Below are 13,205 nucleotides of genomic sequence, written 5' to 3'. Positions count from 1 at the left end.
ATCGAGGACCTTCACCGACATGAGCGACACGACCCATCTCGGCGGCGCACTGCCGCCGCTTCCTTCGTCCCGCGTCCGCGACGCCGGCACGCGCCTGCGCATCGTGCCGGCCCGCCACCGCTCGCGCACGGCCGGCACCGTGCTCGCGCTCGTGCTGATCGCGCTCGCGCTGCATTCGATCCTCGGCAACCCGCAATGGGGCTGGCCGGTATTCGCCGAATGGTTTCTGTCGCCGCCGGTGCTGTCCGGGCTCGCGCGCACGCTGGTGCTGACGCTGCTCGGCGCGGTATTCGGCTTCGCGCTCGGCGCGTTCGTCGCGCTGGCGCGGCTGTCGCGTTCGCGTCTGCTCGCCGCGAGCGCGTGGACCTTCGTGTGGCTGTTCCGGTCGATTCCGCTGATCGTGCTGCTGCTGATCCTCAACAATATCGGCTACCTGTACGAACACGTGCGGCTCGGCGTGCCGTTCACCGACATCGTGTGGTTCGACACGCCGACCACCGACCTGATCAGCCCGTTCCTCGCGGCCGTGCTCGGCCTCACGCTGAACCACGCGGCGTTTTCCGCCGAGGTGATCCGCGGCGGCATTCTCGCGGTCGACCAGGGGCAGCTCGAAGCCGCCGCGGCGCTCGGCCTGCCGCGCGGCCGCCAGACCACGCGGATCGTGCTGCCGCAGGCGATGCGCGCCATCCTGCCGACCGCGTTCAACGATCTCATCTCGCTCGCGAAAGGCACCTCGATGGTGTACGTGCTCGCGATGCCCGAGCTGTTCTATACGGTGCAGGTGATCTATCGCCGCAATCTCGAAGTGATTCCGCTGCTGATGGTCGCGACCGTCTGGTACCTGATCATCCTGACCGTGCTGTCGGCGATCCAGGTTCAGGTCGAGCGCCACTACGCGCGCGGCGCGCTGCGCAACCCGCCGCCGTCGGCGCTGACGTTCGTGCTGGCGCGCATCGGTGCGCTGTGGCGGCGTGCCGCGGCACGCCACGCGACAGCCACCGCAACGGCCCGCGGCGACGACGCGACCGCTCCGCTACCGAGCGCCGGCGGCGAAGTCGCCGTGCACAACGTATCGAAGCAGTTCGGCATGCAGCGCGTGCTCGACAACGTGTCGTTCGTCGCCCCGCGCGGCAGCGTGACGGCGATCATCGGGCCGTCCGGTTCGGGCAAGTCGACGCTGCTGCGCACGATCAACCATCTCGAACGCGTCGACGACGGCTTCATCGATATCGACGGCGAGCTGATCGGCTATCGGCGCGACGGCGACGTGCTGCACGAGCTGAAGGAGCGCGACGTGCTGAAGCGGCGCAGGGCGGTCGGCATGGTGTTCCAGAACTTCAACCTGTTTCCGCACTTGACCGTGCTCGAGAACCTGGTGGAAGCGCCCGTCGCCGTCGCGGGCATCACGCGCGAGGCCGCCGAGCGCACCGCTCGCACGCTGCTCGCGCGCGTCGGCCTCGCGGACAAAGCCGATGCCTACCCGCGCCAGCTGTCCGGCGGCCAGCAGCAGCGCGTCGCGATCGCGCGGGCGCTCGCGTTGCGCCCGAAGGTGCTGCTGTTCGACGAGCCGACGTCGGCGCTCGATCCCGAACTGGTCAACGAAGTGCTCGACGTGATCAAGGAGCTCGCGCGCTCTGGCACCACGCTCGTGATCGTCACGCACGAGATCGGCTTTGCACGCGAAGTCGCGGACAACGTGCTGTTCATGGAGCGCGGCCGCATCGTCGAGTCGGGCCCGCCCGCCGTCGTGCTCGACGCGCCGGCCCATCCGCGCACGCGCGCGTTTCTGTCGCGAGTGTTGTAGGCGACGCAAACGGTGGATTCATCAACCGCCCGCTATATTCAACTTTGGCCGAAGTACAATTGCCGCTCACGATCTCTGTCTATGCATTCGATGAACGCGTCTTCCAGCATACGTGACCATATCCTCGCTGTAGCGAGCGGACTATTTTACGAGCACGGGATCCGGTCTGTAGGAGTCGATTGGGTGATCAAGGATGCTGAAGTTGCGAAGGCGACGCTTTATCGTCACTTCCCCAACAAGGAGGAACTTGTTCTGGCCTATCTCGAAGGGAGGAGGGCCGCGGCGTTATCGGCGATCCGCGACACGATCGCAGCGGCTGGAGACGACCCCGTTAGGCGTGCAGTTAGTATTTTCGACAGATTGGCTATCGTGGCGCGGCACGGATTTCGTGGTTGCGCTTTTTTGCGCGCGCAGGCGGAACATCTCGAGTCCGGACCAATTCATGCGGTCGTCAAGTCCCACAAGGACGCCATCAAGGGAGTATTCGAGGAGGCCATTGCCGATTTTCCCGTCACGAGAACTCAGCGGCGCGAACTGGCGGCTATCCTTGCACTGATCTACGACGGCGCTTTGGCGGTCGTGATGGTCCAGCAAGATATCGCCGCGATCGAGTTCGCGCGGCGCGCGGCGCTCGCGGTGTTGTGCGCAGATCATGGCACTACCGCCCGATCCTGAAGATCGGGCGACTCATCATCCCCTTATTTCACGGCAATTCGCTCGATCTCGATCAATGCCGCCCCGAAGCCCACTCTGTCGCCGTCCGCGACGGCTATCTTGCCCAGACGGCCGCGAAACGGTGCGACAACTGGGAACAGCATGGAATCGACTTCGATGTAGGCGATATGCTGCCCCTCGTTCACAACGGTGTCTGCACCGGCCACTGGCTGATCACGGAACGGATGGACGCGGGCAAAATGTCCGCTGCACGGTGCACGAACATAGCTAAACGAAGGATCACCGTCTCCTGACATATGAGTGCCCCAAGACCCGCGATCCTCGTTCGCAATCGGACTTGTGTGACAATCGAATTCCAGCCGGATAGTTTGATTTCCAATGGTATAAACGCATTCCGCGACTCCCGCATGCTGCAGTGTCGCAATCAGTCGCTCAATGCGCTGAAGGTCCATCATCGTACCGCTCCCTGTAATGTGCCGTTTGCGAGGACGCGCTCGAGATGATGGATATCGAATCCGCCTTCTGAGAACGATCGCTCCTTCATCAGCGCCTGATGAAGCGGGATCGACGTGTCGACTCCACCGATCACGATCTCGTCCAGTGCGACGCGCATCCGTGCGATGGCCTCGTCACGCGTACGTCCGTGGGCGAGCAGCTTCGCTATCAGGGAATCGTAGTGCGGCGGGATTTCGTATCCGGGATACAAATGCGATTCAACGCGGATACCGGGGCCGCCGGGCGCGAGCCACGAGTCGACGCGTCCGGGCGACGGTGCGAACGTCCAAGGATGTTCGGCCGTCACACGACATTCGATCGCATGACCGCGCGGTTGAATGTCTTCTTGTGAGAAAGATAGAGGCAGGCCCATTGCGATTCGGATCTGTTCAGTTACGATGTCGACGCCAGTCACCATTTCCGTGACTGGGTGTTCGACTTGCACGCGCGTATTCATTTCGATGAAGTAGAACGCGCCATCTTCGTAGAGAAACTCGAAGGTGCCTGCACCGTGATAGCCGATGCGCAAACATGCCTGCGTGCACAGGGTGCCGATGCGTGCGATGTCGTCTCGGGAAACGCCCGGCGCTGGCGATTCTTCGATCACTTTCTGATGACGCCGTTGCATCGAACAATCTCGTTCGCCGAGCCAGATCACGTGGCCGTGCATATCGGCGATTACCTGAATTTCGATATGACGCGGATGTTCTAGAAATCGCTCGAGGTAGACCTCGGAGTTTCCGAAGGCTGCTGCAGCTTCCTCTCGCGTCGTCGACACGGCTAGCAGCAGCTCAGCGGGCTCGCGGACCACGCGCATTCCTCTGCCGCCGCCACCGCCGGCCGCCTTGATGATCAACGGATAGCCGACAGCGTCCGCCATCTCAATGATGAGTCGCTCATCCGTCGGTAATGCGCCCGGGGAGCCAAGTACGCATGGCACGCCGGCCGCTTGCATCTCGCGCTTCGCACTGACCTTGTCGCCCATCATGCGAATGGCTGTCGAGCTCGGCCCAATGAAGGTCAGTCCGGCCCGCTCGACCGCTGCGGAAAAATCGGCGTTTTCGGACAGGAAACCGTAGCCCGGGTGGATTGCATTCGCGTTCGTCAATTGCGCGGCGATGAGAATCTCGCTAGCTCGAAGATAACTCCGGGACGACGGTGGTGGCCCGATGCATAGCGCGTCGTCGGCCAATTGAACATGGCGGAGATCCGCGTCGGCTTCGGAGTGGATCGCGACAGTCTTCAGGCCCAGGGCGCGGCACGCGCGCAGCACGCGTAATGCGATTTCGCCGCGGTTGGCGATCAGTACGGTATCGAACATTGGATCTCTATGCTGGGTCAATGACGAAAAGCGGGGTATCGCGTGCGACGGGTGCGCCGTCCGCGGCGAGGATTTCGACTAGCAGTCCGTCGCGGTCGGCTTCGATCGGATTCAGCAGTTTCATCGCCTCGACGAGTCCCAGCGTCATGCCTGCATGGACGCGATCACCAGGAGACACGAATGGATGTTGGTTCGGGGCCGAGGCGCGATAGAAGGTTCCGATCATGCCTGCGGCGATCGTATGCGGGTGTGAACCGACGGCGCCAGTCTGGGCGTTTGCATCGACAACCGTACTCGCGATGTTCTGAGCTGGCAGCGCTGCTGGTGTATTCGCGGCCGAATCGCAAACGCGCTGGCCGCGCACGAGCCTGATCCGCTGGTCACCATTCGTATAGTCAATCACGCTGACGGACGCGCGGTCAAACAGCGCAACAAAGTCGTCAATAATGTCCAGATTCATGCGCGCCTCAGCTAAATGCCTTGACGGAAATGCCCGCCTGTTCGAGCGTGTCGCGAACACGGGCGGCCATGTCAATTGCCCCAGGTGTGTCGCTGTGCACGCAGATCGTATCGATCGGTACCTTCAGCATCCGGCCGGATACTGTCTCGATCGCACCTGCCTGAATCATCCGTAGCATCCTCGCAGCAGCTTGGCCGGCATCATGCAGGACAGCGCCTGGCAATTTCCGCGGTAGTAGATGGCCCTCCTCGTCGTAGGCGCGATCGGCGAACACCTCGCTACGCACACGCAGCCCCATGTCGCGGCACACGCGCTCCATCACGGCACCGGAAAACGTCATGCAGATCAGCTCGGAATTGACAGACTTGATCGCACGTGCGATTGCCATTGCGACATCCTCGTCCGTTTGTGTCATGTTCCCCAGTGCTCCGTGTGCCTTTACGTAGGTGATCCGGTGACCGGCATATCGAGCCAGTGCGTCCGCGGCACCTATCTGATACGCAATCAGGCGCTCGATTTCACCGGTGCTGAATGGAATGACGCGACGGCCGAAACCCCATACGTCGGGAAAACCGGGGTGCGCACCAACGGCGACACCGCGCTCTTTGGCCATCGCAAACGTGCGTGCCATGATTTCCGGATCGCCGGCGTGCAGGCCACACGCGATATTGGCCGACGTCACAATATTCAGGATGGCGTCATCATCGCCCATTCGGTAGCGGCCAAATCCTTCGCCCATGTCGGAATTCAGGTCAACTTCAATGTGTTGTCTAGCGTTCATACTTCATGTCCTCTTCGGAAAGCTTCATTGACGAGCGTCGTTGTCAGTCTCGATCGGCCATCATTGAAAGATTGCCGCGGATGCGGGCATATTCATCGGCCTGTTCGCGCAATGCGTTAACGGCCGTTTCGACGTCCGTTACCTGGAAGCGGACCTGGCATCCCACCGGCGCCTGCGCGAGTTTCCAGAGATCGGCCTCGATGACGGTCGCAATCTTCGGGTATCCGCCACATGTATTGGCTTCCGCCATCTGAACGATCGGCTGTCCGGATGACGGAACCTGAACCGTGCCGGGGACGATCCCGTGCGACAGCAGTTCGACGTGCTCGGTCAGCGGGAGCATTGGGCCGCTGAGGCGATATCCCACTCGATTGGCTTCCGCCGTCACTTCATATTCGGATTGCCCGAACTCAGCGCGGGCCGATTCCGTGAAGCGGTCATATTCGGCGCCCCGCAAGAATCTGACGGTCACGCAGCCTTTTGATAGTTCCTGCATGAATGAAGCCAGGCGTTGCGGAACAATGCCAAGCCCGGATGCCTTGCTGACTGGAGGAGTGCGGCGGCTTCGCACCTTCAGCACGTCGCCGCGTTTCAGGCCTCGACCCTCCATCCCACCGAAACCGCCTTTGAGATCGGTAGCTTCGGATCCCAAAATTGGCTCGATATCGATTCCTCCGCCGATTGCGAGATACGCGCGCGCCCCTCTCCTGGGATGTTCAATCACGACAGTTTGCCCAGCCTTGGCCGAGCGGCGCCACCATGGCGCGAGTGTCAGATCATCGAGGCGAACGGTGCAGTCGGCCCCGGTCGTCGCGAAATCGGTATCCTGCTGAAAGCGCAGCCGGAACGGGAACATATTGACCTCGATACCGGCCGCGCCGGGATCGTTGCCGACCAAAGCGTTTGCGAGCGTGAGCGCCATGGTGTCCATCGCACCGCCACGGCTGATCCCACTCTCAAGGTGTCCGCGCCGACCGAGATCCTGAATAAGGTTCGCGGCACCATTCGACAGTACTTCCATCACAGTTCAATCCTCGCTACGCTGAATCGAACCCGGTCGCCCGGCGACAACAAGCAGACCGGGTCACGTTTGACGTTAAACATTTCGAGCGTGGTCGTACCTAGCAGATGCCATCCGGACGGCGCCGTGCATGGCATGACGCCGGCCTGCGCGCCGCCAACGATCACCGTGCCGGCCGGGACCTTGATCCGCGGAACCTTCCGTCTTGGCACCCTCAATTCCGGCGGCAATCCCGTCATGTAAGCGAAACCCGGCATGGAGCCGATGCTGGCCACGCTGTACTCCGCTTCAGCGTGACGCCGGATGTATTCGCGGACATCCATCAGCGCGCCCGCTGCCAGTTGACGCAAGTCCTCACCGGCATCACCACCATATACGACGGGAATCTCGATCTCCCGGCCGAGCTGAACGAGGGGTTCCGTCGTTTCCCAGAGTCGGACCATCAAATCGCCGGCCTCTCTGGGAGCAAGCGACAGCGGGTCGAAAACGAACAGGAGATTGTTGACGCCCAATACCAGCTCCTGCGATCGTTTCGCGTCCCCTAACGAGCGGATTCGCTGTGCGAGCGCAAAAAGTCGCTGCTGCAATATGGGATCGAAGGGACCGTTCGATGGATCGAACAGAATCGCGCCAGCCCCGGCTGCATGAACGCGAGGTTCAGCGGCAGACCGACGATCGGACGCCACGAGTTCAGCAGGAGAGGTCATTCGGTTCATTTCGTCGCTCAGCTTGCTCGTTCGGAGGAGTGGGCGGCATGTGCCGCGGTTCGCTTCGTTCATTCCTGGAGCGGGTCGCGGGCGGTTTCCCGGGCCGCATACAGGGCGGCGAGCGTGATGGCGAGGCCGGTGCCGACGTATAGCGCAATTGGCACGACAGACAGATACGCCTTGTATAGAGCGGCGAAGGCCAACGGCCCGAACGCACCACCTACGATGCCGCCGAGCGTTGCCGCGAGCGAAGCGCCGGCATACCGGACACGGGTCGGAAACTGTTCCGTCACGAATGAAGCCTGCGGCCCATACATCATTGCCTGGAAAAGCATGCCAATCACCACCGCGGCGCAGATGCTTGCAGGCTGACGCGAATCCATCAGCGCGAAGTATGCGAACGCCCATGCGATCGACAGCACGGCGCCCGAACCATATACAATGCGTCGGCCCAGCCGGTCGGACAAGCCACCGAAGATTGGGACACAAATTGCATGCAATACAGACCCGAGCATCGTCGCGGTGAGTGCGAGCGAGCGTGGCAGATGCAGAATGGTCGTGATGTAGGTAAGCGAGAAGACGATCAAAAGGCCGTAGACGAGATCGGAACCGATGCGCACGCTGCCGGCGATCAGCAATCGTCGCCAATGTCCGGCAACGACTTCCTTGATCGGAAGCTGTGCCTTTTGACTGTGGCGTTCCAGTTGCTTGAACATGGGCGTTTCATCTACACCGCGCCGCAACCACAGGCCGAACGCCACCAGAATGGCGCTTGAGAGAAACGGAATACGCCATCCCCAGTACTGGAAATCGTGAGTCGACAACAACGTCGAGCACATGGCAAGAAATCCCGCGCCGAGCAATGTGCCGCACGCCGGCCCGACCTGGGCAAACGACGCATTGAGTCCGCGGTGACGTTGATCGCCGTGTTCCATGGACAACAGAACGGCGCCCGCCCATTCGCCACCAATTGCCGCGCCTTGTAGGAACCTCAGGGCGACCAGCAAGATCGGACTCCAGATACCCCACACCTGATAAGTCGGCAACAATCCCATCGCTCCAGTTGCCGCGCCCATCATGACGAGTGTTGCAACAAGCACGAATCGCCGGCCGAGCTTGTCCCCCAGGTGACCGAATACGATGCCACCGAACGGGCGCGACAGATAGCCAACGGCATAAGTTGAGAAGGCGAGGATGGTGCCCGTCATCGGATCGAACGACGGAAAGAAGATCGTGTTGAACACCAGCGCGGCCATCAGGTTGTAGATGGTGAAATCGAACCATTCGAGCGTAGTGCCGATTGAACTCGCGGCGGCGAGACGGCCCATGCGCGGCTTGAGGATGGAACCCTCATGCGAGGCATGCTTGTCCTGCGCGAACGTCGTCGAGTTTTCCATTACGCACACTCCTTGGCATCGAGGTTCCATGCAAGGCAATACCTTGCGGTATCCGCCATCGAGCCGTTAAGCGCGTTGATGGCAGTTTGCAGTGCCGATTCGCTTGATGACGCGCTGCTGCTCTCGATGATCAGAATCGGTCGCATTTGGCGACAAGACATGTCCTCTAGCGGCAGAGGCCTGCTTAACTCGTCGTTCGGAAGAAGCAGGTATGAGCGGACGAAACCGGTGCGTTGCGACAGCGTGTGTCCGAGCTTGATACATTGTTCAATGAGTCGCTCGGCTTCGTCCGACATGCCCAGCTGCAAAATCGCCAGCCATCCGCCGGACCCTTTGCCGATTTCGGCGTGCAGGGTGCCGATCCGCCGCACTGGTGAGCGCATCTTCGACAGTACGTCGATGGACCATGGCGTCTGGTGACGAAACGCGTGCGCGTATGCAGGAGAGTCGAAGGCAGATACCGCACGCGCCCAGTACAGCGCCAGGTAGCGCCGGCCACCGCTAACGGCGACGTAACGCGACGCGGACAAAACGCCGTCCATCCTGACTCGATCCTCGAGGTGTTCGCTGTCATACCATCGATTGAAGTCCTCTTCGTCCTGCGCATCGACATCGGATGCGACGAACAGCAACCCGCGCGGCTCCATACTTGTCTCCTTGAGTTTCCGAATGGATTAGACCGGTTCATCGTCTCTACCCAATAAATGCTGGGCAACCGGGAATTTGTTGGTAAAACTGATAAGTTTTTCTTGTTGACGGGGCCCCCGGGTACGCCGGAACGGGCAGTAGCGGTGATTGCCGCATCTGGCGACGTGGCAGCTGGGGCGGGTTTTCCCCGGGCACGTGATACCGGCAATGTAGGCGATAACGGCAGAGGGGACGGATGGGTGTCCGGTACTTGATCGCCAGTGGGGCGTCGTATTCGTCTGCGGTTTCCGGGGATTTACACGGAAAAATTTTCGGGCGAAAGTCCGTCTGCTATATCCGCACCAAGCGCTTTCGCGCGGCGGCTTACTCGCATACGTTTGCCAGGATTCCTTCCCCATGAACACCCGCTTTTTGGAAAGTTTCCTCGTTGCCGTCGAGCTTGGCAGCTTTCGCTCAGCCGCCGAGCGCTTGCACGTCACTCAGGCGGCCATCTCGAATCGCATCGCGGCTCTCGAAGAAGAGATCGGTGCGCGCGTGTTCGATCGGGATTCACGTGAGATGCGCCTTACTCCGGTCGGCGTGCGGCTGATTCAGTATGGCGAGCGCATGCTTGAACTTCAAAGTGAAATCATGCAACTTGGGCGAACTGACCGGAAACTGCTCGGGAGCGTGCGTATCGGCGCGATCGATACCATTGTTCACACCTGGCTTATTGGATTTGTCGAGCATCTGCAGTCGACGTATCCCGGGATCGAGGTTCAGTTGAGCGCGGAATCGTCGGAGCGGCTCAATCGGAGTCTGCGCGATGGAGATGTGGACGTTGCGCTGCAGACTGATCAATTGATCGGGCAGGGGATGTACAGCAAGGCCTGTCTGCCGATGGCAATGGGATGGATCGGCAGGCCCGGCTCGGCGTCGGTCGGTATGGACGTCCATGAACTGCTCGCGCGACCGGTTGTCTCGATGAGCCGTGGATCGCAGCCCTATCTCGTACTCCGGGACGTCTTCAAACGCGCGGACGTGCCGATGGGAAAAGTCCATTGCGCCAACTCGATCGATGCCATCGTGAGGCTGGTCAAGAGCGGTTTCGGCAACGCGCTGATTCCGTTGCCGCCGGTGCGGGATCAGGTGGAGCGCGGGGAGGTCGAGATCATCCCCTTTGGATTGCCCCTGCGGCCTCAAGGGCTGGTCGTCAGCTACATGGAAAGCCGAGCATCCGATGCAATCCGCTTTGTCGCGGATCTCGCCTGTCAGGAGGCTGATCGCTTCACCCGTTCGTTACCCGTGCCGTTCTCGCAGGTTTGAACGTTGCAGTCGAGAGGACGTGGGAATCGGCCATGCCGCCTCCCGGTTTCCCAACGTGGCATCGGCTCGCAATACAGCGAACAGCATCGGGGCAGTTCACCGGCATGGTGACGGCTCAGAGGCGGCGGGCCGGCTGTTGTTTCAACAAAGCAACCACTGCGTCCACCATTGGGTGGTAGCGGTTCGAGTTCCATACCAGTGCCGCCGTTATCACCATCACCCTTTCTTTCAAAGGTCTCACGACGACGTTTCCGGGTACCAGCTTGCGCATTGACGACGGCACCAGGGCAACACCTTGTCCGCAACCGACGTACGCGACCTGTGACGTAATCGATCGGACCTCGTGCATGACGCGAGGTGCCAGCCCATGGGATCGGCAAACGGACATCAGCAAGTCGAAATAGTCCGGCGCGACCTGTCGCGACGAAACGACCATTTGCTCACCCGCCAAGGATCGCAATCGTACTCTCGGCAACGACGCAAGCGCGTGATCCTTGGGAAGCGCGACGGCCAGGCGATCTTCGGCAAGCGGCATCGTAAGGATGCCGTTTCCGACCTCTCTGTCGACGCGCACGAATGCGAGATCCAGCTCTCCCGCTTCGAGCGCGGGAATTGCGTCGACGCTGTCAATTTCCTTCACGAAAACCGTCAGATCCGGATGAGCCCGCTTGAGCTCGTCCAGCAGGGGCGGGACAGTTTCGAGCATCGCGGACGTAATGGCTCCCACGTGCAGGACCCCGGACCGTCCCGATGCGACCTCACGGACGACGCGCTCTAGCCGTTCGACCTGACTCGTGAATTGTTGTACGGCAGGCAGGATCGCGGCGCCGGCGGGGCTGAGTTGCGTGCCCTGGCGGGAGCGATAAAAAAGCTGAAGCCCTAGCGATTGCTCGAGGATCTTTATCTGAGCCGTCAATGGCGGCTGAGATACGTTCAAGCGCTTCGCCGCTCGTCCAAAGTGCTGTTCTTCGGCAACGGCCAGAAACATCCACAGCTGGCGAATTAGCCTGAAGTCGATCGTATTGCTCATGCGGGTTTTCTCCGTCCTGAATGTTCGGCGATAGAAAAATTCGCAGGAAGGTGCACATTTTCCGCTCGCCTGACCCCAAAACACAGGTTTTCGCTGATTCGAAAATGGTATCAGCCAGATACGAAATTAGAAATTTACAGATCAACGTGGCAACGCGACGATTGTGCCACCTGTCAACGAACGCAACCGCGATGAACCTCACCTCGATCCTCGACCGCCTCGCCGCGCTCGACACCAACACCGTTTCCGATGCGCTCGATTTTCTCGATCTCCCGGGCGCGACTTACGGCCTTCGCCCTTTGTGGGACTGCCCGAAGATCGTTGGCCGCGCGAGCACGATTCAGCTTGGTCCCAAAGCGGATGCCAAGCCCACCGTGCATTTGATCTCGCCTGTCATCGATGCGGTAACCACGAACGACCGCGTGCTGGTGATTGCGGGCGGTGCTGACGGAATTTCGTGCTGGGGCGACATTCTCGCCAATGCCGCCACGGCAAAGCAAATCCGCGGATCCGTCATCGACGGCCTGAGCCGCGACATCGAGGGCAGCGAGTCGATCGGCTATCCGGTCTACGGTCGCGGCGTGACGATGATCAGCGCGCGCAATCGCGTGATCCAGGTTGACTCCGGCAAAGCAGTCCAGATGGGGGGCGTCACCGTGCACGAGGGGGACTACGTCATTGCCGATCGCTGCGGCACGGTGTTCGTGCCGGCAGCGCGTATCGAGGAGGTGCTGGATCTCGGCGAGCGCATTGCGCGTCGGCAGGATGGCATGGTCGCAGCCGTGCGCGCCGGCAGGTCCGTTGCCGAGGTCATGCATGACAAGGAATTCGAGGCCATCGCGGCCCGCTGATTCGACACCATTGGGGAGCTTTTTTGTATGACGAATCCGAACAGAGCGAGCGAGGAAGATCGGGAATTGGTCTCGTTGTTCGCCGGGCTGGACACCCCCGGTGTCTCCGACGCCATGGACAAGCTGGGCTTGCACGGGCAGTCGCTGGGCATCATGCCGCTGGCGAACTATACGAAGGTGGTCGTAGGGCCGGCATTTACCGTCAAGTACGTGCCGGCCAGCGATCCGCCCGGCACCGTCGGGGACTTCATTGATGAGGTCGCGGAGGGAGACGTGGTCGTCATCGACAACGACGGTCGCACCGATTGCACGGTCTGGGGCGACATCATGACCCAGTACGCAGGGCTGCGTGAGATCGCCGGCACCGTGATCGACGGTGTCTGTCGCGACGTGAACACGGCGCTGGCCGACAACTATCCGCTGTTTACGGCTGGTCGCTTCATGCGGACAGGCAAGGACCGCGTGCAGGTCGAATCGGTGAATACCACGGTGGGGATTGGAACCGTCCGCGTGGCGGCGCGGGACATTGTGGTGGCAGATGCGAACGGTGTCGTCGTCGTGCCGCGCGGCCGCGCCCGTGAAGTAGCCGAAATTGCCCGCACGATCGAGGAAGTCGAGTCGCGGATCCGCGAGCTGATCGCGGAAGGCAAGTCCCTCGGCGACGCACGCGCCGCACTCGGCTATCACAAACTTCAAACCAAGGGTTGAGT

14 protein-coding genes are annotated in these 13,205 nt (G+C 61.1%); 5 read left to right on the top strand and 9 right to left on the bottom strand.

Annotated features, from left to right (window positions below; all coding sequences use genetic code 11):
• Positions 1-19: 19 nt before the first annotated feature.
• Together HWX14_RS36765 and HWX14_RS16005 are read left to right on the top strand one after the other, a co-directional pair.
• The gene (locus HWX14_RS36765) at positions 20-1,804 is read left to right on the top strand and encodes an amino acid ABC transporter permease/ATP-binding protein (RefSeq protein WP_175883530.1); all 1,785 of its coding nucleotides are present in this window, start codon (positions 20-22) and stop codon (positions 1,802-1,804) included.
• Positions 1,805-1,885: 81 nt separating this feature from the next.
• Complete coding sequence (locus HWX14_RS16005; protein ID WP_151062523.1) at positions 1,886-2,479, top strand: TetR/AcrR family transcriptional regulator; 594 nt, start codon at positions 1,886-1,888, stop codon at positions 2,477-2,479.
• 23 nt (positions 2,480-2,502) lie between these two features.
• Here HWX14_RS16005 and HWX14_RS16000 read toward each other — a convergent pair whose 3' ends face one another.
• The 8 genes from HWX14_RS16000 to HWX14_RS15965 all read right to left on the bottom strand — a co-directional run bounded on the left by HWX14_RS16000 (position 2,503) and on the right by HWX14_RS15965 (position 9,308).
• Entirely contained in the window at positions 2,503-2,934 is a 432-nt protein-coding gene (locus tag HWX14_RS16000) for an acetyl-CoA carboxylase biotin carboxyl carrier protein subunit (protein WP_151062524.1), read from the bottom strand.
• On the bottom strand, positions 2,931-4,295 hold the full coding sequence (gene accC, locus HWX14_RS15995) for an acetyl-CoA carboxylase biotin carboxylase subunit (protein WP_151062525.1): 1,365 nt from the start codon (positions 4,293-4,295) through the stop codon (positions 2,931-2,933). The genes HWX14_RS16000 and accC overlap by 4 nt, the downstream gene beginning before the upstream one ends.
• Before the next feature lie 7 nt (positions 4,296-4,302).
• Positions 4,303-4,755: a biotin/lipoyl-containing protein gene (locus tag HWX14_RS15990; RefSeq protein ID WP_175883529.1), complete on the bottom strand. Its 453-nt coding sequence runs from the start codon at positions 4,753-4,755 to the stop codon at positions 4,303-4,305.
• Between the two features lie 7 nt (positions 4,756-4,762).
• Positions 4,763-5,536 carry a 5-oxoprolinase subunit PxpA gene (locus tag HWX14_RS15985; protein ID WP_151062527.1) on the bottom strand — a complete coding sequence of 258 codons (774 nt, stop codon included), beginning with the start codon at positions 5,534-5,536 and terminating at the stop codon, positions 4,763-4,765.
• A 43-nt stretch (positions 5,537-5,579) separates the two neighbouring features.
• Entirely contained in the window at positions 5,580-6,557 is a 978-nt protein-coding gene (locus tag HWX14_RS15980; RefSeq protein WP_200076937.1) for a biotin-dependent carboxyltransferase family protein, read from the bottom strand.
• Positions 6,557-7,264, bottom strand: coding sequence for a 5-oxoprolinase subunit PxpB (gene pxpB, locus HWX14_RS15975; protein WP_151062529.1), 708 nt, complete (start codon positions 7,262-7,264; stop codon positions 6,557-6,559). The genes HWX14_RS15980 and pxpB overlap by 1 nt, the downstream gene beginning before the upstream one ends.
• A 68-nt stretch (positions 7,265-7,332) precedes the next feature.
• Positions 7,333-8,592, bottom strand: coding sequence for an MFS transporter (locus HWX14_RS15970; protein ID WP_233629366.1), 1,260 nt, complete (start codon positions 8,590-8,592; stop codon positions 7,333-7,335).
• 68 nt (positions 8,593-8,660) lie between these two features.
• Positions 8,661-9,308 carry a DUF4286 family protein gene (locus tag HWX14_RS15965; RefSeq protein ID WP_151062531.1) on the bottom strand — a complete coding sequence of 216 codons (648 nt, stop codon included), beginning with the start codon at positions 9,306-9,308 and terminating at the stop codon, positions 8,661-8,663.
• A 397-nt stretch (positions 9,309-9,705) separates the two neighbouring features.
• On the opposite strand from HWX14_RS15965, the gene HWX14_RS15960 reads away from it, so the two are divergent.
• Positions 9,706-10,614 (top strand): LysR family transcriptional regulator, encoded by a 909-nt coding sequence (locus HWX14_RS15960; protein WP_151062532.1) that lies wholly within the window; start codon positions 9,706-9,708, stop codon positions 10,612-10,614.
• Positions 10,615-10,729: 115 nt separating this feature from the next.
• Here HWX14_RS15960 and HWX14_RS15955 read toward each other — a convergent pair whose 3' ends face one another.
• Complete coding sequence (locus HWX14_RS15955; RefSeq protein WP_151062533.1) at positions 10,730-11,644, bottom strand: LysR substrate-binding domain-containing protein; 915 nt, start codon at positions 11,642-11,644, stop codon at positions 10,730-10,732.
• Between the two features lie 191 nt (positions 11,645-11,835).
• Between HWX14_RS15955 and HWX14_RS15950 the strand changes: the two genes are divergently transcribed.
• Positions 11,836-12,495 carry an RraA family protein gene (locus tag HWX14_RS15950; RefSeq protein WP_151062534.1) on the top strand — a complete coding sequence of 220 codons (660 nt, stop codon included), beginning with the start codon at positions 11,836-11,838 and terminating at the stop codon, positions 12,493-12,495.
• 27 nt (positions 12,496-12,522) lie between these two features.
• Positions 12,523-13,203 (top strand): RraA family protein, encoded by a 681-nt coding sequence (locus tag HWX14_RS15945; RefSeq protein ID WP_151062535.1) that lies wholly within the window; start codon positions 12,523-12,525, stop codon positions 13,201-13,203.
• Positions 13,204-13,205 lie beyond the last annotated feature (2 nt).

The organism is Burkholderia sp. BCC0044 (assembly GCF_902832955.1).
Taxonomy (GTDB): domain Bacteria; phylum Pseudomonadota; class Gammaproteobacteria; order Burkholderiales; family Burkholderiaceae; genus Burkholderia.
Note: the sequence above shows the minus strand (reverse complement) of the source record. Positions and strands in the feature narration are given on the sequence as shown.